Origin of the sequence: Arthrobacter sp. JZ12 (assembly GCF_035189165.1) — a bacterium.
Classification (GTDB): Bacteria; Actinomycetota; Actinomycetes; order Actinomycetales; family Micrococcaceae; genus Arthrobacter_D.
On the sequence record NZ_CP045246.1, the window covers coordinates 2,336,920 to 2,358,045 of the forward strand.

The window sequence follows — 21,126 nt, forward strand, 5'->3', positions numbered from 1 at the left end:
GCCTGCGCCGTGGTCGTCATCGCCCGGAACGCACCAGTTCCGCGTATCTGGCGCCTCCCTGCGGTCCCGGATGGATCCCGTCCGAGGCAAAATCGGTGACCGAAGGCGCCGCCCGGTCCCACTCCGCCAGGACCACATTGGGCCGGCCGTCCGCGAACGACCGCATCGTCTCGTTCACCATGGGCACCCACTCCCGTGCGCCGTGCGCAGTCACAAGCACCAACTTCCGGTCGGGGCCAATGGCCCTCAGGAGTTCCTCTAGTACCCCAGCGTCAAACTCACCGTTGGTACCCAGTCCGACGACGACCACTGGCCGAAGCTTGCCCTGCCTGTCCAGTTCGGCGGCGAGCGCCGGCGCCTCCGACATCTGCCTGCCCACCTCCGCCTGAACGTCGATGCCGGGCATCTGCTCCACCAGGTGGGGCGCAGCCGCCAGCATCACCGAATCGCCGAGCGCTGTCACAGACCCGCCCTGCAGGGGGGCGTCGTCCACCGCTTCGGAAGCTGCCGGAGGCTTTTCCGGTGCAGTGTTGGTGGGCTGTGCCGACGGCGCAGGAGTTGCGTTCGCCTCGGCTGCGGCTTGCTCCGCCGCTGCTTGTCCTGCGGCCAACTGGTCCTCAAGCTGGGTAGTCGCCGGGGACATTGCAACGGCCGTACCGGCCAGTACCGTGACGGAGGCCAGGGCAGCCGTGCCGCCGATGAGGGCAGGCCGAACTTCCCGCGCACGCCATGATCGAAAGACACCCGCGCCCGACGTACGTACACCGCGGGCCAGGATTGGCTTCTCCAGGAAGCGCCAGCTCAGTGCCGCGCAAGTGAGTGTCAACGGCACGACGGCGGCGGCCGCCCATGCGTCCGCCTCTGCCGGAAGCCACCCGGTTACCAGGACGGTCCAGGGCCAGTGCCACAAATAGATTCCGTAGCTGCGCCTGCCCACCCACTGCAGCGGCCGGCTCGCGAGCAACCCTGCGGCGGCACCTTCCGGATGACGCAGTATGGCCACGACCAATGCCGTAACCGCCGTGAAGGCGAACATTCCGCCCTGGTAGGCGGCAGCACCGTCGTCGTGCAGGACCACGAAGAACGCGAGCAGGACGAGCAGTGCGGCAGGAAGCACCACGCGGCTTGCGGCCGGTGCCAGCAGCCTGCCGGTACCAGCCCCGGCGAGTGCTGACCACGCACCCAAAAGCAGGCCGAAACCGTGGGTTTCGGTGCCAAAGTACAGCCGGCTCGGATCGGCGGCAGGAGAAAAGTTCAGCGCCATGAGCCCGGCGCTTGCGAAAGCAGCGGCGAGGACTACGAAAGCAGCGGGCAGCGGAAGCCCGTCTCCCGACCGTACCCGCCAGAGCCTCCAGAGCAGCACCAGCAGAAGGGGCCAGAGCAGGTAGAACTGCTCCTCGACTGCCAGCGACCACAGGTGAAGCAACAGCGGCGGCTCCGACTCTGCGAAGTAGGTGCCGCCGGAGGCTACCTGCACCCAGTTGGTGCTGAAGGTCGCAGCACCGAAGGCCTGGCTCCGAAGCTCACGGTCCGCTCCTGTCGGAAACAGCAGTACAAGCGCGAAGGTCACCAGCACCACGGGAACGAGTGCAGGCACGATCCGTCGGAGCCTGCGGGTCCAGAACGAACGAAGATCGAGGCGGCCGGAAGTGCGCAACTCCTCGGCGGCGAGCGCTGTAATGAGGTAGCCGCTCAACACGAAGAAGAGGTCCACGCCGAGGAATCCCCCGGGCAGCGCGCCGGGCGCTAGATGATAGGCAACGACAGCACTGACGGCGATCGCCCTCAGCCCATCGAGCGGTTTGTTCCGATGCGTCGGCTTGTGCGGCGACATAGGTCCTTTGGTGGTCGGCTGCAAAGACATCCTGCGGACAGGCCCCCGAGCCACCTTACAAAAACCGGGGTCCAGCACCAGCAACCGACGCGGACCGGGCGTGCCCTACTGAACGTTTGGACTGCCACCATGCCGGTGAGACGATGGGACGGTGACTACAGCAGAAGACACCCCGTCGTCAGCAGCCATGGAATCACCCGCCGGCTCCGTTGACGCCACCCCGGTAACGCCGGAGGACCAGCCCCTGTCCAGCCGGAATGAGAACCGTTCCCAGCGCCCGGACTCCGACGCATTCAAGGCCTTCATGGCCTCCAATTGGGCGCCGAAGGGCACTGACCTGCCGTCGGAGGCGGAGGTCGCCCGCTTCGCCGCCCAGCGCCGTCTGAAAATCTCCAAGTCCTTCCCGGGCGAGCGGCTGGTGATTCCGGCCGGGCCCCTCAAGGTCCGCTCGAACGACACCGACTACCGCTTTCGTCCCCACTCCGGGTTCGCGCACCTTACCGGACTCGGGCTCGACCACGAGCCCGACGCCGTCCTGGTTCTGGAACCCACCGATGAGGGCAAGGGCGACGACGGCGGCAACCACCACGCCACGCTCTACTTCCGGGAGCTGGCCGGCCGGGACAGCGCCGAGTTCTACGCCAATGCCCGTTACGGCGAGTTCTGGATTGGTTCCCGGCTCTCCCGCGCCGAAGTCCAGGCCCTGCTGTCGCTGACCACTGCCGACCTTGCCGACCTGGAAACCGCGATCACCAAGGACGCCGGTGCGGTGGAGATCGGCGGAATCCGTATCCGCCTGCTCCGTGAGGTGGACCTGAACGTTGACGCCCTCGTTGACACCTCGCGCATCAACACCGGCGTGGACCTCGAGGCCTCCGACGAACTGGACGCCAAGCTGGCCGAAGCGCTGTCTGAACTTCGACTCCTCAAGGATGAGTGGGAAATCGAGCAGATGCGCAAGGCGGTCGAGGCCACCGTCAACGGATTCCACGAAGTGGTCAAGGAACTGCCGCGGGCAATCACCCACCCCCGCGGGGAACGCGTGGTCGAAGGCGCGTTCTTCGCCCGTGCCCGGGAAGAAGGAAACGATCTCGGTTACGACACCATCGCGGCCGCCGGCAACAATGCCACTGTCCTTCACTGGATCCGGAACAACGGGCAGGTGAACGCAGGCGACCTTCTCCTGCTGGATGCCGGCGTCGAGGCCGACAGCCTGTACACCGCCGACATCACCCGCACCCTCCCGGTGAACGGGACGTTCTCCGAGGTCCAGCGAAAGGTCTACCAGGCCGTGCTCGACGCGGCGGACGCGGGTTTCGCTGCCGCCCGGGTGGGAGCGAAGTTCCGCGACGTGCACGCTGCCGCGGTGGCGGTGCTGGCAGAGCGCCTGGATGAGTGGGGACTGCTTCCCGTTTCGCTCGAGGAGGCCCTGTCTCCGGAAGGACAACATCACCGGCGCTGGATGCCGCACGGTACAAGCCACCACCTCGGCATGGACGTCCACGACTGCGCCCAGGCCAAGCGGGAGCTTTACCTTGACGGGGTGCTGACCGAGGGCATGGTCTTCACGATCGAACCCGGGCTCTACTTCAAGGAAGAGGACCTTGCCGTCCCGGAAGAGTACCGGGGTATCGGAGTGCGGATCGAGGACGACGTGCTGATGACCGCCGATGGTCCGGTCAACCTCAGCTCAGCGCTTCCGCGCAACCCCGACGACGTCGAAGCCTGGATGGCGGGCATCTACAGTCCCACCGGGGAATAGCACCGCTAAACAAAGCAGGTGAGCAGCCCGCCTTATCGGCGGGTCGCTCGCCTGCTTTCGTTTATTGCTATTAGCTGCTGCGGGAACTTTCCCCGCTCTCTGCGGAACGGGCCCGATCCTCCTCGGTCTTCGGGTTGATGCGGACGCCGTACTGAGGACGACCGTCAGGCAGGTCGGGGAACTGGCCGCGGGCCGGGGACGAGGAGCGCGCGGGCTGCTGCTCAGTGGGAGCACCCTCCGCGGCCTCCGGGGCAGGACGGTCCGACTGCAGGTTCTGTCCGGGCGGCGGGCCCCAGCTCTCAGGCCGCTGCGGCGGCTGGCCCTGCTGCGGGGGCTGCGCTCCCCAATACTGGCCGGACGCCGCATTGGAATTGGCCTGCGGGTTCATGGGCAGTTGCTGGAGCAGGCGCCGCGCCTCGCCTGCCACGGAAGGATCGACGATGATGTCGTAGCTGGTGGCGATCACCTGGCTGGTTGAGGTGAAATCCCGCTTGCCCCGCTGGAACGCGTACGCAATGACACCGAAGAGCACCCAGAACACCGCGCCGAGGGCCATCGAGGACAGGATCGGCAGGTAGGTAGAGTCACCGCCGAAAAGCGTGAGGATGAAGCCCACAAAAAGACCGAACCAGGCACCGGTCGCAGCACTGGCGAGAGCCACGCGGGGGTAGCTGAGCCGGCCGGTCACACGCTCGACTGTCTTCAGGTCGTTGCCGATGATCGACACCTGCTGAACCGGGAACTTGCTGTCCGCGAGATAGTCGACGGCCTTTTGGGCGTCAAGGTATGAGCTGTAGCGGCCGATGGCCTCCCCCTTGGGAAGGGTGCGGCTCTCATCGCGCGAAGCAGTTCGTCCAAGAACGTTTGACATACCCTCATTCTCGCCTACTTAAGTCGCCCTGTGTCCCGGTATCGCTGGCGGTGAACTGCCGGCACTGGAACGTCGTGTGCACGCTGTCACGCAATACGGCGCCAGTGCGGTAACGGCAGTAGCCTAGGCATGTGAGCAGCAACCCAACCCGCGTTTTCGTGGCACGACTTTTGGGCCTGGACGTCTTCGACCCGCTCGGCGACCGTCTCGGGCGCCTTCGTGATGTCGTTGTCCTGGATCGGGGACCCGCGGTTGAACCGCAGGTGGTCGGGCTTGTTGTCGAAGTTCCCGGGAAGAAACGCGTGTTCGTCCCCATGACGCGCGTAACCTCCATGGAGGCGGGCCAAATCATCTGCACCGGCCTGGTTAACCTGCGCAGGTTCGACCAGCGGGGCGCTGAACAACTCGTCGTTGCCGAGCTGTTTGACCGGCGGATCACCTTGCGCGACGGCAGCGGGGAAGCAACCATCGAAGACGTCGCCATGGAAAAGGACCGCGCGGGCGACTGGCACATCTCGCAGATCTTCGTGCGGCGGGGTGGCACTCAGTCCCGGCTGAGGGGCCTGAGGAGGGGTGAGCGCCTGATCATCGATTGGCTCGATGCGTACCACGGCAATTCCACCGAGCCGCAGGCGGCCACCTCCTTCGTTGCACAGCACGACGACCTGAAGGCCGCGGACTTCGCCGACGCGCTGCATGAGATGAGCGACAAGCGCCGCATAGAGGTCGCAATTGAGCTGCAGGATGAGCGGCTCGCCGACATCCTGCAGGAACTGCCCGACGACGACCAGGTACAGATCCTTTCTTCCCTGGACCGCGAGCGGGCGGCCGATGTCCTTGAGGAGATGGATCCGGACGACGCCGCCGACCTCCTCAACGAACTGCCGGAGGACCAGAAGGAAGAACTGCTCCAGCTCATGGAGCCCGACGACGCGAAAGACGTACGCCGCCTGCTGCAGTACGAAGAGAACACAGCCGGCTCGCTCATGACCCCGGTTCCAGTGATCCTGCCGCCGGAAGCAACGGTCGCCGAGGCACTTGCGCACGTGCGGCGGGAGGAACTGACCCCTGCCCTCGCCTCGTCCATCTTTGTCTGCCGGCCTCCGCTCGAGACGCCTACGGGCCGCTACCTCGGGGTGGTCCACATCCAGCAACTCCTGCGTTTCCCTCCGCCGGAACAGCTGGGGAATATCGTGGACACTGACCTGGAGCCGGTGGGAGACCAGGCAAACATCAGCGAGGTGTCAAGAATCCTCGCGACCTACAATCTGAACTCGTTGCCCATCGTCAACAGCGATGGCCGATTGGTGGGGGCGGTGACCGTTGACGACGTTCTGGATCACCTGCTCCCTGAAGACTGGCGTGCCCAGGACGTCACGCCCGACACAACGCGGGGAGGCTTGAATGGCTGAGAGAACCAGAACCATCACCGTCACCAGCGGCCTGGATACACCGCGCGAAAGCAAAGGGCGTTGGCTGCCCCGTCTCCGCCCGAATCCGGACGCCTTCGGCATCGCAACCGAAAGCTTTGCCCGTTTCATGGGAACTCCCCAGTTCCTGTTCTACATGACGGTGTTCGTTGCCGTCTGGCTTGCCTGGAACAGCTGGGCTCCGGATGCCTGGCGGTTTGACAGCGCAGCGCTCGGCTTCACGCTGCTGACCCTCATGTTGTCCCTTCAGGCTTCCTATGCCGCTCCCCTGCTGCTCCTTGCGCAGAACCGGCAGGATGACCGCGACCGGGTCTCGCTGCAGCAGGACCGGCAGCGCGCGGAGCGGAACCTGTCGGACACCGAGTACCTGACGCGCGAGATCGCCGAGTTGCGCATCGCCGTGCGCGAGGTTGCCACCCGCGACTTCGTCCGCTCGGAGCTCCGCTCGGTGCTGGAGGAACTACTGGAATCCTCGGACGGACATGAGGCGCCCTCGCAGCGGAAGCCCAGACGGAAGGTGCCGGACACAACGGTCTCTCTTCCGCAGGTTCCCGTGCCCGGCAAGGACAAGAAGTGACGCTTGAGGCTGACGTCCGGTCCGCGCTGGACAACGTAATCGACCCGGAGCTGCGCCGTCCGATCACCGAGCTCGGCATGGTCCAGGACATCACCGTGGACGACGACGGCGCCGTCGTCGTGCACGTGCTTCTCACCATCGCCGGCTGCCCACTTCGCGGAACCATCACCACCGACGTGGAGGCCGCCGTCGGTAGCCTGGCGGGGGTCACGAGTGTCTCGGTCACGCTAGGCGTGATGACGCAGGAGCAGCGCGACGCGCTGAAGGCGCGGCTGAGGGGCAACGGCAAGCGTGGAATTCCCTTTAGCGAGCCGGGTTCGCTCACGCGCGTCTATGCGGTTGCCAGCGGCAAGGGTGGGGTCGGCAAGTCCAGCGTCACCGTGAATCTCGCAACTGCGATGGCAGCCCAGGGGTTGCGTGTGGGCATTGTCGATGCCGACGTCTACGGTTTTTCGGTACCCGCGCTAATGGGCATCGAGCAGCCGCCCACGCGCGTGGACGAGATGATCCTTCCCCCGGTGGCCCACGGCGTGAAGGCAATTTCGATCGGCATGTTCGTGACCGGGAACCAGCCCATCGCCTGGCGCGGACCCATGCTGCACCGCGCTCTCGAACAGTTCCTGCAGGACGTCTACTTCGGAGACCTGGACGTGCTCTTCCTGGATCTGCCGCCGGGTACGGGTGACATCGCCATCTCAGTCTCCCAACTGCTGCCCGGTGCCGAACTGTTGATCGTTACAACGCCACAATCCGCAGCAGCGGACGTCGCCGAGCGTGCAGGCTCCATGGCGGTGCAGACCGGGCAGAAGCTCGCGGGAGTCATCGAGAACATGTCCTGGCTGGAGTTGCCCACCGGGGAGCGGCTTGAGGTGTTCGGCAGCGGTGGCGGCCGTGAGTTGACCCGAAGGCTGAGCGCCACTGTGAATTACGACGTCGAGCTGCTGGGCAGCATCCCGCTTGAACCGGCACTGCGGGAGGGCGGCGACGCCGGAAGGCCCGTTGTGCTGGACTCAGCCTCGCCCGCAGCCCGCGAGCTGAAGGGCATTGCTTCCGCTCTCGCACGCCGTCCACGGGGTCTGACGGATCTCCGGCTGAACGTGTCGCCACGCCGGGCGTGATTCCCGTAAGGGCAGGGAACCCGTCAGGTTGCTTCGGCGTCGTAGGGAGCGGCCTGGCCCTCGGCGAGTCGAGGCAGCGGGGCCGGCCGGGGCGCCGCCGGCGCAGCAGTCGCCGCTGATTCGGGAGCTGAACCAGGGGCAGGTCGGGATGTTGCTGCGATCGAAGATCGTGGCTGCGGGTGGGATCCGTTCTCGCTGACGGGCCGAATCGCATCCTCGATGTCGTCGAGAAGCGCTTCCTTGATGATCCGGCGGGGGTCGTACTGGCGGGGGTCGAGCTTCCGCCAGTCAACGTCGTCGAACTCCGAACCGACCTCTTCCCGGAGCTGCTCGCGCGCCCCGGTGGCCATACGGCGCAGACCCTTCACGAGCTGCGCCAGCTGGGATGCGTATTCGGGCAGGCGTTCGGGACCAAGGACAATCACGGCGATGAGCGCCAGCAGTACGAACTCGTACCCGTTGATTCCAAACACGCTAGAAGCCTACCTGCCGCGTGATACTGAATCTATTTGGGTCACGGCGCGGGCTGGGCAAGCTTGCCCAAACCGCGCAGTATCCGGCTCACCGGGTCATTTGGAACGTCCGGCCGGGAGTAGGCAAGCTGCGAACGTTCGGTCAGGATCAGCTGGCTGACCGCGCGCGGCATATCCGAGACGGGGAGCGATGACACCACGGTGTAGGTGGCCGAGCCCGAATCGATGACGAGTTGCCAGGCGCGGCCCGGGTGCAGCCATACGGTCTGTTCGGGTCCGCCGATCCGTTCGAATCCGTCCTCAATCACGCTGTTACCTGTTGCCGCGTTCACCGGGACAATCCCGGTTCCGGTCTCGTTCACCGTGCGTTGCTCATACACGGTGAGGGAATGCGTTCCGTCGGAGAGCTCGAGCTGCAGGGTCGGCTGTCCGTCCACGGTCAGTGCCGAGGCGTTGACCAACTGGAATCCGAGGCTGTGCAGTTCGGGGCAGAACCACCCCTCGTCGCGCAGTTGCTCAACCTGCCCGGCGGTCAGGGTGGTCGGTGTGCCGGCTGCGACGGTCTGGAAGCTCTCGGTCACCGACGCTGTTTGTCCGGCCACCACGGATTCGTGCGGCTGCACCTCGGAACCGAGGGCATAGGCTGCGGTCAGGGTAGCAACGGCCACCACGGTAACTCCTCCCCCGACTGCCAGCCTGGACCGGTGGTGTTGCAGGAACCCTTCGACCGAACGACGGCGTCTGTCACCTTCCGCTTGGGCAAGCCGGAAATCGGCATCTCCTGTTCCCGCGCGTGCTGCCGCAGACCGTTGGAGGATCCGCTCACACAGGTCCTTGGACGGATCCGGAGTCGAGGCTGCATGCAGGCGGGCGCGAACCGCCTCTTCCTGCGCCAACGCTTCCCGGCACGAACGGCAGCCGTGGAGGTGCTTCTCGACTGCGCGCTGGCGGGAGGGCTTCAGCTCGCCTGCGGCGTAACCGATCAGATAACGCGATGGATGGCGCATAGACCTAGCGAGCGCCCGCAATCCGAGGCAGGCTCAGTCGGGGTGTAACGGGAGTTCCCTTTCGCGGATCACGGTGGGCCAGCTTCTCCCGGAGGATGGTTCGGCCGCGGTGGATGCGGGACCGAACCGTACCGAGCTTCACGCCAAGGGCCTTGGCTACTTCGTCGTAGGGCAAGCCCTCCAGATCACACAGAACGACGGCGGCCCTGAAGTCCGGCGGCAGCTCCTCCAGCGCTGACTGCACGTCCAGATCCAGATTGTTGAACTCAAAGCTGCGCTCGGGGCTGGGGTGGGTGGTGGGCAGGCGGCTCTCGGCGTCGTCGGCCAGGCCATCAAAGCGGATGCGGTTCTTCCGGCGCGCCTGGTCGAGGAAGAGGTTTGTGGTGATGCGGTGGAGCCAGCCGTCCAGGGTGCCCGGCTTGAAGTTCGCCAGCGACCGGAAGACGCGGACGAAGACTTCCTGCGTGAGGTCCTCGGCGTCGTACTTGTTGCCCGTGAGCCGGTAGGCCAGCCGATAGACCTTCGGGGAGTGGTCGCGGACCACTTCCTCCCATGACGGTGGCACCCAAGCGGGTGCGTTGTGATCGTGCTCTTCGGTGGTGGCGCCTCCGATGGCTGCCACCGCGCGCGAAGTAGACATCGACCTTCTCCTCTCGCCCTCGAATCCGATTGGTGTGCGGGCCTGCCCGCTGCCCCAGTGCAAGTTGGTGAGCATCTGGTGTATCCGGTATTCGGGGCTTCGCCTCTGTTGGATGTCCTGATTGGATGTCTTGCCTTATCAATGGTGCCCAACATTGCTGTGAACTCGCTGGAAACGCAGGGAAACGCGAACGGTGCGCCGATTCCTTGGGCCCGCTGCCCTCGAAGTAGTCTGAGACCTAGCAATCCCCCACTGAGCTCCTGGACAGAACGGAACATCATGAGCGCGCAGAAGCAGGCTAACTGGTCCTACACGGAAGGTCTGCCGGTTGAGGACGACGTACTGCTGCGAGCTCGGGACAGATCCTACGAACTTGGTGTGACACCCGTGAGCACAGGCATCGCCGCCGCCCTTACCGTGCTTGCTGCCGCGGCCAAGGCGATGACCGTGGTTGAGGTTGGTGCAGGAGCCGGAGTATCGGGGGTCTGCCTGTTGCGCGGCATGGGAGCACATTCTGTGCTTACAACCATCGACTCAGACGTGGATCATCTGCGTGCCGCCCGCGAGGCCTATGCGGAAGCGGGAATTCCCGGCAACCGCACGCGGACCATTTCAGGGCGCGCGGCGGACGTCCTTCCCCGGCTGACCGACGGAGCATACGATCTGGTGTTCCTCGACGCCGACAAGGGCAATCTTCCGCTCTATGCCGACCAGGCTGTTCGCCTGCTCAAGCCAGGGGGAACCCTGCTGATCAATGACGCGCTCGACGGCGGCAAGGTGCCGGATCCCGCCGTGCGGGACACATCGACCAATACCCTGCGCCAGGTGGGAAAGACCCTGCGCGCGAACGAGCAGCTTGCGACCTCATTGCTGCCCGCCGGGAACGGCCTGCTGGTGGCCGTCAAACGGCCCTGAACGGCTAGTCGGTCACCGTCAGCAGGCAGTCTTTGAGCTTGCCTGCTTCTTCCGCATTGAGTTCCACCACCAGGCGTCCGCCGCCGTCGATAGGAACCCGCATGATGAGGCTGCGTCCCTCTTTGGTGACCTCCATAGGTCCATCACCGGTACGGGGTTTCATCGCAGCCATCTACAGTTTTCCTTCCACGGTGCGCGGCCTCTGTTCGGCCGCAGTTAACATTGCACGGCGGAGTTACCCCCGTACGCTCGTCCTCGCCTATTATCCCGTAGAAATGCGCCCCGAGCTAATCGCCATGCGGCGCCCATCACACTCTCAGGGCGAATAGTCCCCGCCCCCGAACAGCGGCAGCCAGGCCCACAGCCATGCCACCCATACGATCTGCAGGCACCCGAAGCCCGCCACGGCCAGAAGGCGGTAGGCCCGGGAGCCGGACAGCAGCACGGCGGCAAGGGCCAGTGGGAAGAGCGGCAGCAGGATGCGGAAAGTACTTGTCTGGGGGTGCCAGAACGCCGCCAGGTAGAGCAGGTAGCCGACGCACCACAGCTGCAGCGGCAATCCCAGCGTCCGTCCACCGGGAGACAGCAGGAGCCAAGCCAACGCTCCAGCGACCGCGACCAGCGCCAACGGCCCGAGCAACGGCCCGAGCAGGTCAGTTGCCACATGCAGCCAGGGCGCGAACAGGAACAGGTCCGAACCCCGCCAGGCCGTCTCGGTCTGGACGTAGGCGTCAGGCTCACCGGTCATGAGCCAGGCCGCCGCCGGCCAGGCGAGCGCGGCCAGTCCTGCGGTTACCGCGAGCGCACCGAGCCGAATCAGCCCACCGGCTGAACGTACGCTTCCCCGCCCGCAGATCCCGACCAGGAGCAGAAGGCCGAGCCCGATGGCGAATGGAACCCCGGCCGGCCTTGCCAGGGACATGAGCACGACCACGGGCAGCGCGGCGAGGAAACGCTCCGTCATTACCAGGTACAGCGCAAGCGCCAGGAGCATAAGGTGCAGGGACTCCGCATAGGGAATCTGCAGGATCGGTGAGACCGGGAAGAATGCCACGAGCGCGACCGCCCACCGGGCGTCGGGGGCCGATGCGCGCAACCGGAAGATGCGGTAGATGAGCAGCGCTGCGATGAAGCCGAAGACGGTGGCGAGGATGGCCGACGCGGGATTCCATCCCGTGCCCGTGGCCCGGGACAGCAGACGAACGGCAGCCGGGAACAGTGGATAGAACGCCCATTGGTTTTCCAGGACGTTCCCGTCGTCGCCGCGCGGCAGTTCGACGGGATACCCGCCATCATGGATCCGCTGATACCAGCCGCTGTCCCAGAAATTGACGAACTCTTCATAGCTCGGTGACGCCGGTCCCCACGGACTCGCTATCTGGCGGCGGCTGACCGCGATGAGAACGACCGTCGAGAACAGGCGGGACGCACCGTAAATGAGCAGGACGTGCACCCACCACGGCAACGCGGCAAGCCTTTCGCGCATCTGGGCGGCGCGAGCCGGGAGCTGTAGGTCAGGAATTCTCGCCGGCACTGTCCCGCACCCAGCACGAGGCGAGATGGTCGTTGACGTAGCCGGTTGCCTGCTGCATTGCGTAGGCGGTGGTCGGGCCGACAAAGCGGAACCCGTGCCGACGAAGTTCCTTGGCGAGGGCAACCGACTCCGGAACGACGGCGGGCACTTCCGAGAGCTCGCGGGGCGCCGGCTTCGGTGCCGGCCGGTGTGCTTCGAGGATCCCTGAAAGGGTGGTCCCGTCCGGCAGTGCCAACAGCGTCCTGGCATTTGCGATGGTTGCCAGGATCTTCGCCCGGTTGCGGACAATGCCTGCATCGGCCATGAGCCGTGCTACGTCGTCGTCGTCAAAGGCTGCGACCGCGTGCGGATCAAACCGCGCGAAAGCACGGCGGAAAGCCTCCCGCTTGCGCAGGATGGTGATCCAGCTCAGGCCCGATTGGAAAGCTTCCAGGCTGATCCGCTCGTAGAGGGCCGCTTCACCGAAGACGGGGCGGCCCCACTCGAGGTCGTGGTATCGCTCGTACTCCGGGCTGGACACCGCCCACCCGCAGCGTGGTCGTCCGTCCGTGCCGTTGACCGCGCTCACTGCGCCTCCCCCTCATTGGTACGCCGCTGGCTCTCCTGGCTCTCGCCCCGAAGCTGCTCGAGCAGTTCATCCCGCTCCTGGAGGGCTGCCGCAAGCCGGTCCAGCACCTCGTCAACCTGGTCCATGCGGTAGCCGCGGAATCCCAGGGAAAAGCGGATGCGGGCCACGTCGGCAGCACCGGGATTCTCCGGCAGCAGCACCGGCGGAAGGCTTGGTGTGGGCTCAACAAGGCCGGGTACGACGGCGGGTTCCCGGCCGCCCGGGCGGTAACGGCCGACGGCGAAGAAGGCGGTGATGCCAACCACGAGTACTGCCAGTACCAACAGCAGGATCGACACCGCTCAGGGTCCCCTGTGGGACGCGGTGTCCTGGAGGACCGCGCGCACCGCATCTGCCGGATCATCCACCAGGTGCACCAGCGAGAGATCCTTCTCGGAGATCATGCCGTTAGTGAGCAGGGTGTCCTGGACCCACTGCCACAGCGGCCCCCAGAAGTCCTTTCCGATCAGGACGATGGGGAATGACGTAACCTTCTGCGTCTGCACGAGTGTCATCGCCTCGAAGAGCTCATCCAGCGTCCCGAAGCCGCCCGGCAACACGATGAATCCCTGGGCATATTTCACGAACATGGTTTTGCGGGCGAAGAAGTACCGGAAGTTGATCCCGAGGTCTACCCACTCATTCATACCTTGCTCGAAGGGAAGCTCGATTCCCAGGCCCACCGATACACCGCCGGCCTCGCAGGCACCCTTGTTCGCAGCCTCCATGGCCCCGGGCCCTCCCCCGGTTATGACCGCGTATCCCGCTTCCACAAGCAGCTTCCCGACCTGCTCGCCCACCGCGTAGTAGGGGGAGTCGCGGGGCGTGCGTGCCGATCCGAACACACTGATGGCCTTGCCCAGTTGTGAGAGCGTCCCGAAACCCTCCACGAACTCGCTCTGGATCCGCAGCACGCGCCAGGGATCAGTCTTGGTGAAGGGGGTTTCTTCCTCCGTGTCGAGCAGGTACCGGTCGGACTGCACAGTTTCGGCCTGGTGTCGTCGCAGTTCAACCTGCCCACGGCGCCGGGTAGGAGACGCCGCGGCACCCGGCTGCCGATCGTTGTTGCCGACCGAGGAATTACCGATATGGGGACTCATACACCAAGGCTAACTGCCGCCGCGCCTGCACGCTTTTGGTTGCCTTTGAATCACGATTCAAGGTTTGTGCGGGCCGACGTATCGCCGCTGGGGAATCTTTCGCTACATTTCTACTTATGACTCGTGACACACAGTCGAGCACCTCTGCGTCCGTCTCCAATTCGGCACAGCCGCTCGTATCCCTCCGGAACGTCAACAAGCACTTCGGTGAACTGCATGTGCTGCGGGACATCAATCTGGACGTTGCCCGCGGCGAAGTAGTCGTGGTCATCGGCCCTTCCGGCTCCGGCAAGTCGACGCTGTGCCGGGCGATCAACCGCCTGGAAACCATCGACAGCGGGGAGATCCGCATCGACGGCAAGGAACTGCCCGCCGAGGGAAAGGCCTTGGCGAGACTGCGGGCCGACGTCGGGATGGTGTTCCAGTCCTTCAACCTCTTCGCGCACAAGTCCATCCTCGAGAACGTGACGCTCGGGCCCGTGAAGGTGAAGGGTATGAAGCCGGGCGCCGCGAAGGAACTCGCCATGTCGCTGCTGAAGCGTGTCGGCGTCGACAATCAGGCGCAGAAACTGCCCGCCCAGCTCTCCGGGGGCCAGCAGCAGCGCGTCGCAATCGCCCGCGCCCTCGCGATGCAGCCCAAGGTGATGCTCTTCGACGAGCCCACCTCGGCCCTTGACCCCGAAATGATCAATGAAGTCCTCGACGCGATGGTCTCCCTCGCGAAGGAGGGCATGACCATGATCGTCGTGACCCACGAGATGGGCTTCGCTCGGAAGGCAGCCGACCGCGTGATCTTCATGGCGGACGGACAGATCGTCGAACAGGCGACACCCGAAGAATTCTTCACCAATCCGCAAAGCGATCGGGCGAAGGATTTCCTGGGCAAAATCCTTGCCCACTAGCTACCCACGAGTTCCCATCAGGAAATAACGCGAGGAGAAATCATGCGCACAACACGATATGCGGCAGCAGCCATGGCAGCGGCAGCTGCATTGACACTGTCTGCCTGCGGCGGCGGTGGAGGCGAAAGCGGTGGAGAGGGCGGCGGAGCCGAAGCCGGTGGCGACACCATCCGGATCGGCATCAAGTTCGACCAGCCCGGCCTCGGCTTTGACGAGGGCGATACCTACACCGGATTCGACGTCGACGTGGCCAAGTACGTCGCCGGTGAGCTGGGCTTCACCGAGGAGCAGATTGAATGGGTGGAGGCGCCCTCCGCTAACCGCGAGAACATGCTCTCCAACGAGCAGGTTGACATGATCTTCGCAACCTACTCCATCACGGACACCCGCAAGGAAACCGTGGACTTCGCAGGTCCCTACTTCATTGCCGGCCAGGACCTCCTGGTTCCGTCGGACAGCGACATCACCGGACCCGAGGACCTCGACGGCAAGAACCTCTGCTCGGTCACCGGATCCACCTCCGCCACCAACATCCAGGAAGAGGTTCCCGGCGTGAACCTCGTGGAGCAGCCCGGCTACGCAGAGTGCGTGTCCGTGATGGCCAGCGGCGCGATCGACGCCGTCACCACCGACGACATCATCCTCGCCGGCCTGGCAGCCAACGCTGAGAGCGGCGACTTCAAGGTTGTCGGAAACACCTTCTCCGAGGAGCGCTACGGCGTAGGCCTGCCCAAGGGCAGCGACCGTTGCGAGGACATCAACGCGGCCATCGAGAAGATGATTGAAGAGGGCGCCTGGCAGGAAGCACTGGACGCCAACCTCGAGGGTGTCGACTACGAGCCGAACGCGGAACTGAACCCGCCGACGCCGGATGCCTGCGCCTGATCGACCCTAAGTGCGGTGGGGCGGCCTTGGCCGCTCCACCGCTCATCTATGTATTGGAGGCCGAAACATGGAGGACTATCTGTCCCTCCTGACCGAGTACGACGTACTCGGAGCGTTCTGGGTCAATATCCAGCTCACCCTGTGGGCGGGTCTGTGGGCGCTGCTGCTCGGAACACTGCTCGCGCTCATGCGCATTTCACCGATCGCGAGCCTGCAGTGGCTGGGCGCTGCCTATGTCAACATCTTCCGCAACACCCCGTTGACGATCATCCTGGCCTTCGGATTCCTTGCGCTCTTCGGCCAGTTGCGGTTCTCCCTTGCTGATGACCTGAATCTCAGCCTGTTCCGCATCGCGATCCTGGGACTCGCCGTCTACCACGCGGCCTTCGTCTGCGAGGCCATCCGAAGCGGCGTAAACACTGTGCCGTTGGGACAGGCCGAAGCTGCCCGCGCTATCGGGCTGAGCTTTTTGCCTTCGGCCCGCCTGATCATCCTGCCCCAGGCTTTCCGCGGCGCCATTGCGCCCTTGGGCAACGTGCTGATCGCCCTGATCAAGAATTCGACGGTGGCAGCTGCGGGGTCCGTAGCGATCGAAACCTCGACGGTGATGAAGGAAATGATCGAGTTCCGGTCCGACGTCATCTATCCGATCTTCTTTACGTTTGCCCTTGGGTTTGTCATCCTAGTCATTCCCATCGGGCTCCTGACCACTTGGCTTTCCCGGAAACTGGCGGTGGCTCGATGAGCGTTCAACAGGTCCTCTTCGATGCGCCGGGCCCGAAAGCCCGCCGCAACATCATGATCGGCAATGTAGTCGGAGCCATCCTGATCATCGGCCTCATCGGGTACCTCGTCTCCGCTCTTGCCAGTCAAGGGCAGTTCGCTCCGGAGCGGTGGGCACCGTTCCTCGAGTGGGATACCTGGCGGTTCTTCCTGCTTGAAGGACTGGGCTACACACTGCGGGCCGCGGCAATCTCGGTAGTCACGTCCATTCTCTTCGGGCTGATCTTCGGCCTCGGCCGGTTGTCTCATGTTGCCGTGATCCGCTGGATCAGCAGCATCGTCGTCGAGTTCTTCCGTGCAGTCCCCGTGCTGTTGATGATGATCTTCTTCTGGCTGCTTTTCGGCAGCCTGGACATCGTGCGCCCGCAGGATTCGCCGTTCATCGCGGTCGTACTCGGTCTCACCCTGTACAACGGCTCGGTCATCGCAGAGCTGGTGCGCTCCGGCGTCCACAACCTCCCGAAGGGTCAGCGCGAGGCCGGGCTTGCGATCGGCATGACCCGGAGCCAGTCGCTGCGGGCGATCGAGGTTCCGCAGGCGCTCGTTGCGATGCTCCCGGCTTTGATCAGCCAGTTCGTGGTCATCCTGAAGGACTCTGCCCTCGGGTTCATCATCACCTACTCGGAACTGCTCGCCTACGCCCGCCGCCTCGGCTCGGGTGAGGGCAACATGCTGCAGTCCCTCCTTGTGGCAGCGCTGATCTTCATTGTCATCAATTTCCTGCTGACGTCACTGGCCACCCGGCTCTCCGGCTTCCTGAGCTTCCGCACCGGGGGCAAGACGCGTAAGGACAAGAACGAGAAGGTGTTGGCTGCCGACCCGGCCGGCACGGGCACCGGCGTCGGAGCGGCCTGACCGCCTTTGGCACCAGCCTTTCCAAACCGGCCTTCCCGATCTGGCTCGCCTTGGTCTACGGACTCAGGCGAGCCAGTTCTTTAAGTGGCGGTAGCAGGCGCGGACAGCGTCCGCATGTACGTGTTCGTCATCCGAGTGCGCAAGCAGTGCATCACCGGGTCCGAAGTTCACCGCGGGGATTCCAAGAGCACTGAAGCGGGCCACGTCGGTCCAGCCGTACTTCGGCTTCGGTTCCTCGCCGACCGCGGCGACGAAGGCCGCTGCTGCGGGATGGTTCAGGCCCGGTCGTGCACCGGCGGCGGCGTCCGTGCGGACAACGTCGAAGCCCTGCAGGAGGTCGCGAACGTATTGCTCGGCCTGTTCCGGTGTCTTGTCCGGCGCAAACCTGTAGTTGACCTCAAGGACCGCATGATCCGGAATGACGTTCCCGGCCGTACCTCCCGAGACGAGCACTGCGTTGAGGCTCTCCCGGAAATCCAGGCCGTCGACCGTCACGGTGGCCGGCTCATGGTCCCGCAACCGCACCAGCACCTCGGCCAGCTTGTGAATGGCGTTCTCGCCCATCCAGGCCCGGGCTGAATGGGCCGCGCGCCCCGTCGTCGATACGTTGAACCGGGCCGTGCCGTTACAGCCGCCCTCCACCGTCCCGTCGGTGGGCTCAAGCAGCACGGCGAAGTCACCCTGCAGCCGGTCCGGGAACTTCTCGGCGAGCCTGCCCAGCCCGCTCAGTGCGGCTTCGACTTCCTCATGGTCATAGAAGACGTAGGTGATGTCGCGCGAAGGCGCTGTCAGCGCCTTCGCCAGCGCCAACTGGACCGCGACGCCTCCCTTCATATCCGTCGCTCCCCGGCCGTAGAGAATCTCCCCCTCCCACGAACTCGGGACGGTTCCCCGTGATCCGGGCACCCTCGGCAGCGGCACGGTGTCCAGATGACCGGCGAGGATCACCCGCTCCGGGCGGCCGAGTGTTGTGCGCGCAATGAGCGAGTCGCCATCGCGGACGACCTCCAGGTGGCTGCAGCTGCGAAGCAGAACTTCCACCGCATCGGCAAGGACCTTCTCATTTCCCGACACACTGTCGATATCGATGATGTCGGCCGTGAGTTGCGCCACGTCCTTTGTAGGGTCCAGGAGCGGAAGATCCGAAACAGTCATGCTGATAAGGGTAGTGGCCGAGCTGCTCGGTAGAATGGAGGCCATGACTGAGACCGCTTCCGCTGCCCCTGCCCCTTCCGTGACCGCCGACCGGACCGCTTCCGGAATAGGACTGGCCACGCTGGCCGAGGACGGATCCGTACTCGATGTCTGGTACCCGCAGCCTGCTCTCGGCAACCTGAACGCCGACGCCGAGTCCCTGCGCACCGAGCTGAACGCCATCGCAGCTCCCGATGCCCTGCGGGCAGTCACCCAGGAAGTGGTGACCACCACGAGCAGCCTCGACGCGGCTCCGGTCGACGCCGCCGACGCCTACCTTCGGCTCCACCTTCTCTCCCACCGTCTGGTCCAGCCGAACACCATCAACCTCGACGGCATCTTCGGCCTCCTGGCGAACGTGGTGTGGACCAACTTCGGTCCCTGTGCCGTAGCCGGCTTCGAAACCACCCGCCTGCGACTGCGCTCCCGCGGCGCCGTCGTTGTCTACGGAGTGGACAAGTTCCCCCGGATGGTGGACTACGTCATGCCGTCCGGCGTGCGCATCGCCGACGCCGATCGCGTACGCCTGGGCGCGCACCTCGCCGAAGGCACCACGGTCATGCACGAGGGCTTCGTCAACTTCAACGCCGGCACCCTGGGCCACTCCATGGTCGAAGGCCGAATCTCGGCCGGCGTTGTCGTCGGCAACGGCTCGGACATCGGTGGTGGTGCGTCCATCATGGGCACCCTCTCCGGCGGCGGCAAGGAGCGCATCAGCATCGGCGAGCGCTGCCTGCTGAGCGCCCAGGCCGGCATCGGGATCTCCCTCGGCGATGACTGCGTTGTCGAAGCCGGCCTCTACATCACCGCCGGAACCAAGGTCACCCTTCCGGACGGCTCCATCGTCAAGGCTGCAGAGCTGTCCGGCCAGTCCTCGGTGCTCTTCATCCGCAACTCCACCACCGGTGTCGTTGAGGCGCGACAGCGCACAGGTCAGGGTATCGAGCTGAACGCAGCCCTGCACGCCAACTAGGGAACGGCTGTGCCAACGACGAAAGCCAGGGAACGACGACGGCGGCGCCTCCGTACAGCGGGCGTGCTGCTTGCCCTGGCCACCGTCGTCGGCGGGGGCGGTTATTTGGCCCTGGTCCAACTCGACTCGTCCGAGGTCCTCGTGCGGGAGCGCTGCACCGCCGTCGTCGGGGAGGACACCTACGAGCTGCGGCCGGACCAGGCGGCCCATGCCTCGACCATCGCCGCAGTGGCAGTAACCCGCGGCCTGCCGGCACGGGCCGCCTCCATCGCGCTCGCTACTGCGGTGCAGGAGTCGGGGCTGCGCAATCTCGACTACGGAGATATGGCGGGCCCCGATTCGCGGGGGCTTTTTCAGCAGCGCCCGTCACAGGGATGGGGCAGCGAGGAACAGGTTCAGGATCCGGTCTACGCTGCGGGTGCTTTCTACGACGTGCTGGTCACCGTCCCGGACTATGAGTCAATGCCCATTACTGAGGCTGCGCAGCAGGTTCAGCGCAGCGCCTACCCTGATGCGTACGCCGACCACGAACCGGAAGGCCGTGCCTTTGCATCGGCCCTTACTGGCCAGTCCCCGGCGTCGCTGAATTGCGTGCTGCGCGAGCCGGCAACCGCCGGCAACCCGGAAGCCGTCACTGCGAGCTTCGCCGCCGCCTTCCCGGGACTGAGCGTGGAAAGCTCCGGCGGCGAAGTGGCTGCGAGCGCATCGGGATCGTACGGGTGGGCTGCGGCGCAGTGGGCAGTCGCCAACGCGCAGGGGCTGGGAATCACTTCGGTTTCCTACGCCGGGCTGCTCTGGGACCGAAGCGAGGGAGGTTGGAACGCAGCCGAAACCGAAACCGGGCGCGTGCTCATTACCGTCGCCGCTCCCGCGGCCTAACAGCTCCGGGCAGGTTCAGGCGATGAACTCGACGACGGGCTGAACGTAGCTTCGGAACGCCGCCTCGTCCAGTTGCAGGTCTTCGCTCGCGATCAGCATGTCAGGTTCCACGAACCAGGCACGCGGCTCGCTGAGGGGCAGCTCGATTACAACGAGCGAAAAGTGCCGGGCCGCCCTACCCAGTTCGAGCTCCCGCTCGCCCACGAGCTTCCCATAGTCCAGCTTGATGCCCTTCGACACCCGCTCCAGGTCCCGCTTGCGGCGAGCCTCCTCGGCCTCCTGGACCCAGGTCAGGGCCGTGCCGTAACGAGCGTGGGTGTAGCGCTGAAGAGCCGGCATGGCGTCGAGCTCCGGAAAATCGGGCGGAGTGGGAAGTGTTCCGTCCGCCCCGTTCGCCGCAACCAGTTCATACCACCAGGCCTCCCACTCGACCCGCAGCGCGGTCAGCCCGCCCACCGAGTGGACCGCCTGACGGGGATCAGCACAGTGAACCGGTGGCTTCAATGGCGAGACGGCGGGCGAGCCGATGACACCCAGCCCGGCACAATCCCGCAAATAGAGCGCGAAGCACATGGACAACGACGAGCGCACACTCACACTCCAGGAGGGCGCCTTGTCGACGTGCATACGTGGTCCTGGCCTCTCTCCCGGACTCGTGACCGGCGGCCCGGCCGGTCACTTCCGGGCGTGATTCCTCAAGGGTAGACCGATAGGCCTGTGTGCTCCAGAGGTGAATGCAACGGTGGTCGGACTTACTTCGGGACAACTTCGGGCTGTCACTAGACTT

At 65.1% G+C, this 21,126-nt stretch carries 23 protein-coding genes; 11 read left to right on the top strand and 12 right to left on the bottom strand.

The window, feature by feature from the left end; translation table 11 throughout:
- Positions 1-16: 16 nt before the first annotated feature.
- Positions 17-1,834, bottom strand: coding sequence for an acyltransferase family protein (locus GC088_RS10700; RefSeq protein ID WP_323958995.1), 1,818 nt, complete (start codon positions 1,832-1,834; stop codon positions 17-19).
- A 187-nt stretch (positions 1,835-2,021) separates the two neighbouring features.
- Between GC088_RS10700 and GC088_RS10705 the strand changes: the two genes are divergently transcribed.
- Positions 2,022-3,596 carry an aminopeptidase P family protein gene (locus tag GC088_RS10705; protein WP_323962038.1) on the top strand — a complete coding sequence of 525 codons (1,575 nt, stop codon included), beginning with the start codon at positions 2,022-2,024 and terminating at the stop codon, positions 3,594-3,596.
- 70 nt (positions 3,597-3,666) lie between these two features.
- On the opposite strand, the gene GC088_RS10710 is transcribed toward GC088_RS10705, so the two are convergent.
- Positions 3,667-4,467, bottom strand: coding sequence for a YflT domain-containing protein (locus GC088_RS10710; protein WP_323958996.1), 801 nt, complete (start codon positions 4,465-4,467; stop codon positions 3,667-3,669).
- 131 nt (positions 4,468-4,598) lie between these two features.
- Here GC088_RS10710 and GC088_RS10715 point away from each other — a divergent pair, with 131 nt between their 5' ends.
- The 3 genes from GC088_RS10715 to GC088_RS10725 are packed head-to-tail and all read left to right on the top strand — an operon-like array spanning position 4,599 to position 7,592.
- Positions 4,599-5,879 carry a magnesium transporter MgtE N-terminal domain-containing protein gene (locus tag GC088_RS10715; RefSeq protein WP_323958997.1) on the top strand — a complete coding sequence of 427 codons (1,281 nt, stop codon included), beginning with the start codon at positions 4,599-4,601 and terminating at the stop codon, positions 5,877-5,879.
- Complete coding sequence (locus tag GC088_RS10720; RefSeq protein ID WP_323958998.1) at positions 5,872-6,474, top strand: DUF1003 domain-containing protein; 603 nt, start codon at positions 5,872-5,874, stop codon at positions 6,472-6,474. The genes GC088_RS10715 and GC088_RS10720 overlap by 8 nt, the downstream gene beginning before the upstream one ends.
- Positions 6,471-7,592 (top strand): Mrp/NBP35 family ATP-binding protein, encoded by a 1,122-nt coding sequence (locus tag GC088_RS10725; RefSeq protein ID WP_323958999.1) that lies wholly within the window; start codon positions 6,471-6,473, stop codon positions 7,590-7,592. The genes GC088_RS10720 and GC088_RS10725 overlap by 4 nt, the downstream gene beginning before the upstream one ends.
- A 23-nt stretch (positions 7,593-7,615) precedes the next feature.
- Here GC088_RS10725 and GC088_RS10730 read toward each other — a convergent pair whose 3' ends face one another.
- Genes GC088_RS10730 through sigE form a run of 3 tightly spaced genes read right to left on the bottom strand, consistent with a single transcriptional unit; the run spans position 7,616 to position 9,712 of the window.
- Positions 7,616-8,065, bottom strand: coding sequence for a twin-arginine translocase TatA/TatE family subunit (locus GC088_RS10730; protein ID WP_323959000.1), 450 nt, complete (start codon positions 8,063-8,065; stop codon positions 7,616-7,618).
- 41 nt (positions 8,066-8,106) lie between these two features.
- Complete coding sequence (locus GC088_RS10735; protein ID WP_323959001.1) at positions 8,107-9,072, bottom strand: anti-sigma factor family protein; 966 nt, start codon at positions 9,070-9,072, stop codon at positions 8,107-8,109.
- Positions 9,073-9,076: 4 nt separating this feature from the next.
- Complete coding sequence (gene sigE, locus GC088_RS10740; protein ID WP_323959002.1) at positions 9,077-9,712, bottom strand: RNA polymerase sigma factor SigE; 636 nt, start codon at positions 9,710-9,712, stop codon at positions 9,077-9,079.
- A gap of 279 nt (positions 9,713-9,991) precedes the next feature.
- Between sigE and GC088_RS10745 the strand changes: the two genes are divergently transcribed.
- On the top strand, positions 9,992-10,627 hold the full coding sequence (locus tag GC088_RS10745; protein ID WP_323959003.1) for an O-methyltransferase: 636 nt from the start codon (positions 9,992-9,994) through the stop codon (positions 10,625-10,627).
- 4 nt (positions 10,628-10,631) lie between these two features.
- Here GC088_RS10745 and GC088_RS10750 read toward each other — a convergent pair whose 3' ends face one another.
- The 5 genes from GC088_RS10750 to GC088_RS10770 all read right to left on the bottom strand — a co-directional run bounded on the left by GC088_RS10750 (position 10,632) and on the right by GC088_RS10770 (position 13,868).
- Positions 10,632-10,799 carry a DUF3117 domain-containing protein gene (locus GC088_RS10750; protein WP_084033880.1) on the bottom strand — a complete coding sequence of 56 codons (168 nt, stop codon included), beginning with the start codon at positions 10,797-10,799 and terminating at the stop codon, positions 10,632-10,634.
- Positions 10,800-10,943: 144 nt separating this feature from the next.
- Positions 10,944-12,113, bottom strand: a complete 1,170-nt coding sequence (locus GC088_RS10755) for a putative hexosyltransferase (protein ID WP_323959004.1) — start codon at positions 12,111-12,113, stop codon at positions 10,944-10,946.
- Positions 12,114-12,141: 28 nt separating this feature from the next.
- Complete coding sequence (locus GC088_RS10760) at positions 12,142-12,729, bottom strand: DNA-3-methyladenine glycosylase I (RefSeq protein WP_323959005.1); 588 nt, start codon at positions 12,727-12,729, stop codon at positions 12,142-12,144.
- Entirely contained in the window at positions 12,726-13,067 is a 342-nt protein-coding gene (locus tag GC088_RS10765) for a DivIVA domain-containing protein (protein WP_323959006.1), read from the bottom strand. The genes GC088_RS10760 and GC088_RS10765 overlap by 4 nt, the downstream gene beginning before the upstream one ends.
- A gap of 3 nt (positions 13,068-13,070) precedes the next feature.
- On the bottom strand, positions 13,071-13,868 hold the full coding sequence (locus tag GC088_RS10770; RefSeq protein WP_323959007.1) for an LOG family protein: 798 nt from the start codon (positions 13,866-13,868) through the stop codon (positions 13,071-13,073).
- 116 nt (positions 13,869-13,984) lie between these two features.
- Between GC088_RS10770 and GC088_RS10775 the strand changes: the two genes are divergently transcribed.
- From GC088_RS10775 to GC088_RS10790, 4 genes are all read left to right on the top strand, one after another.
- Positions 13,985-14,770: an amino acid ABC transporter ATP-binding protein gene (locus tag GC088_RS10775; RefSeq protein ID WP_323959008.1), complete on the top strand. Its 786-nt coding sequence runs from the start codon at positions 13,985-13,987 to the stop codon at positions 14,768-14,770.
- Between the two features lie 42 nt (positions 14,771-14,812).
- Complete coding sequence (locus GC088_RS10780) at positions 14,813-15,655, top strand: glutamate ABC transporter substrate-binding protein (RefSeq protein WP_323959009.1); 843 nt, start codon at positions 14,813-14,815, stop codon at positions 15,653-15,655.
- Between the two features lie 67 nt (positions 15,656-15,722).
- Positions 15,723-16,400 carry an amino acid ABC transporter permease gene (locus GC088_RS10785; protein WP_323959010.1) on the top strand — a complete coding sequence of 226 codons (678 nt, stop codon included), beginning with the start codon at positions 15,723-15,725 and terminating at the stop codon, positions 16,398-16,400.
- Positions 16,397-17,293 carry an amino acid ABC transporter permease gene (locus GC088_RS10790; protein WP_323959011.1) on the top strand — a complete coding sequence of 299 codons (897 nt, stop codon included), beginning with the start codon at positions 16,397-16,399 and terminating at the stop codon, positions 17,291-17,293. Before GC088_RS10785 ends, GC088_RS10790 begins: the two co-directional genes overlap by 4 nt.
- 63 nt (positions 17,294-17,356) lie before the next feature.
- Here the strand turns inward: GC088_RS10790 and dapE are convergent, their stop codons facing one another.
- Complete coding sequence (dapE, locus tag GC088_RS10795; RefSeq protein ID WP_323959012.1) at positions 17,357-18,448, bottom strand: succinyl-diaminopimelate desuccinylase; 1,092 nt, start codon at positions 18,446-18,448, stop codon at positions 17,357-17,359.
- Positions 18,449-18,491: 43 nt separating this feature from the next.
- Between dapE and dapD the strand changes: the two genes are divergently transcribed.
- Positions 18,492-19,460: a 2,3,4,5-tetrahydropyridine-2,6-dicarboxylate N-succinyltransferase gene (gene dapD, locus GC088_RS10800; protein WP_323959013.1), complete on the top strand. Its 969-nt coding sequence runs from the start codon at positions 18,492-18,494 to the stop codon at positions 19,458-19,460.
- Positions 19,461-19,469: 9 nt separating this feature from the next.
- Positions 19,470-20,339 (top strand): hypothetical protein, encoded by an 870-nt coding sequence (locus GC088_RS10805; protein ID WP_323959014.1) that lies wholly within the window; start codon positions 19,470-19,472, stop codon positions 20,337-20,339.
- 15 nt (positions 20,340-20,354) lie between these two features.
- Here the strand turns inward: GC088_RS10805 and GC088_RS10810 are convergent, their stop codons facing one another.
- Positions 20,355-20,966 (bottom strand): hypothetical protein, encoded by a 612-nt coding sequence (locus GC088_RS10810; protein WP_323959015.1) that lies wholly within the window; start codon positions 20,964-20,966, stop codon positions 20,355-20,357.
- Between the last annotated feature and the right edge of the window lie 160 nt (positions 20,967-21,126).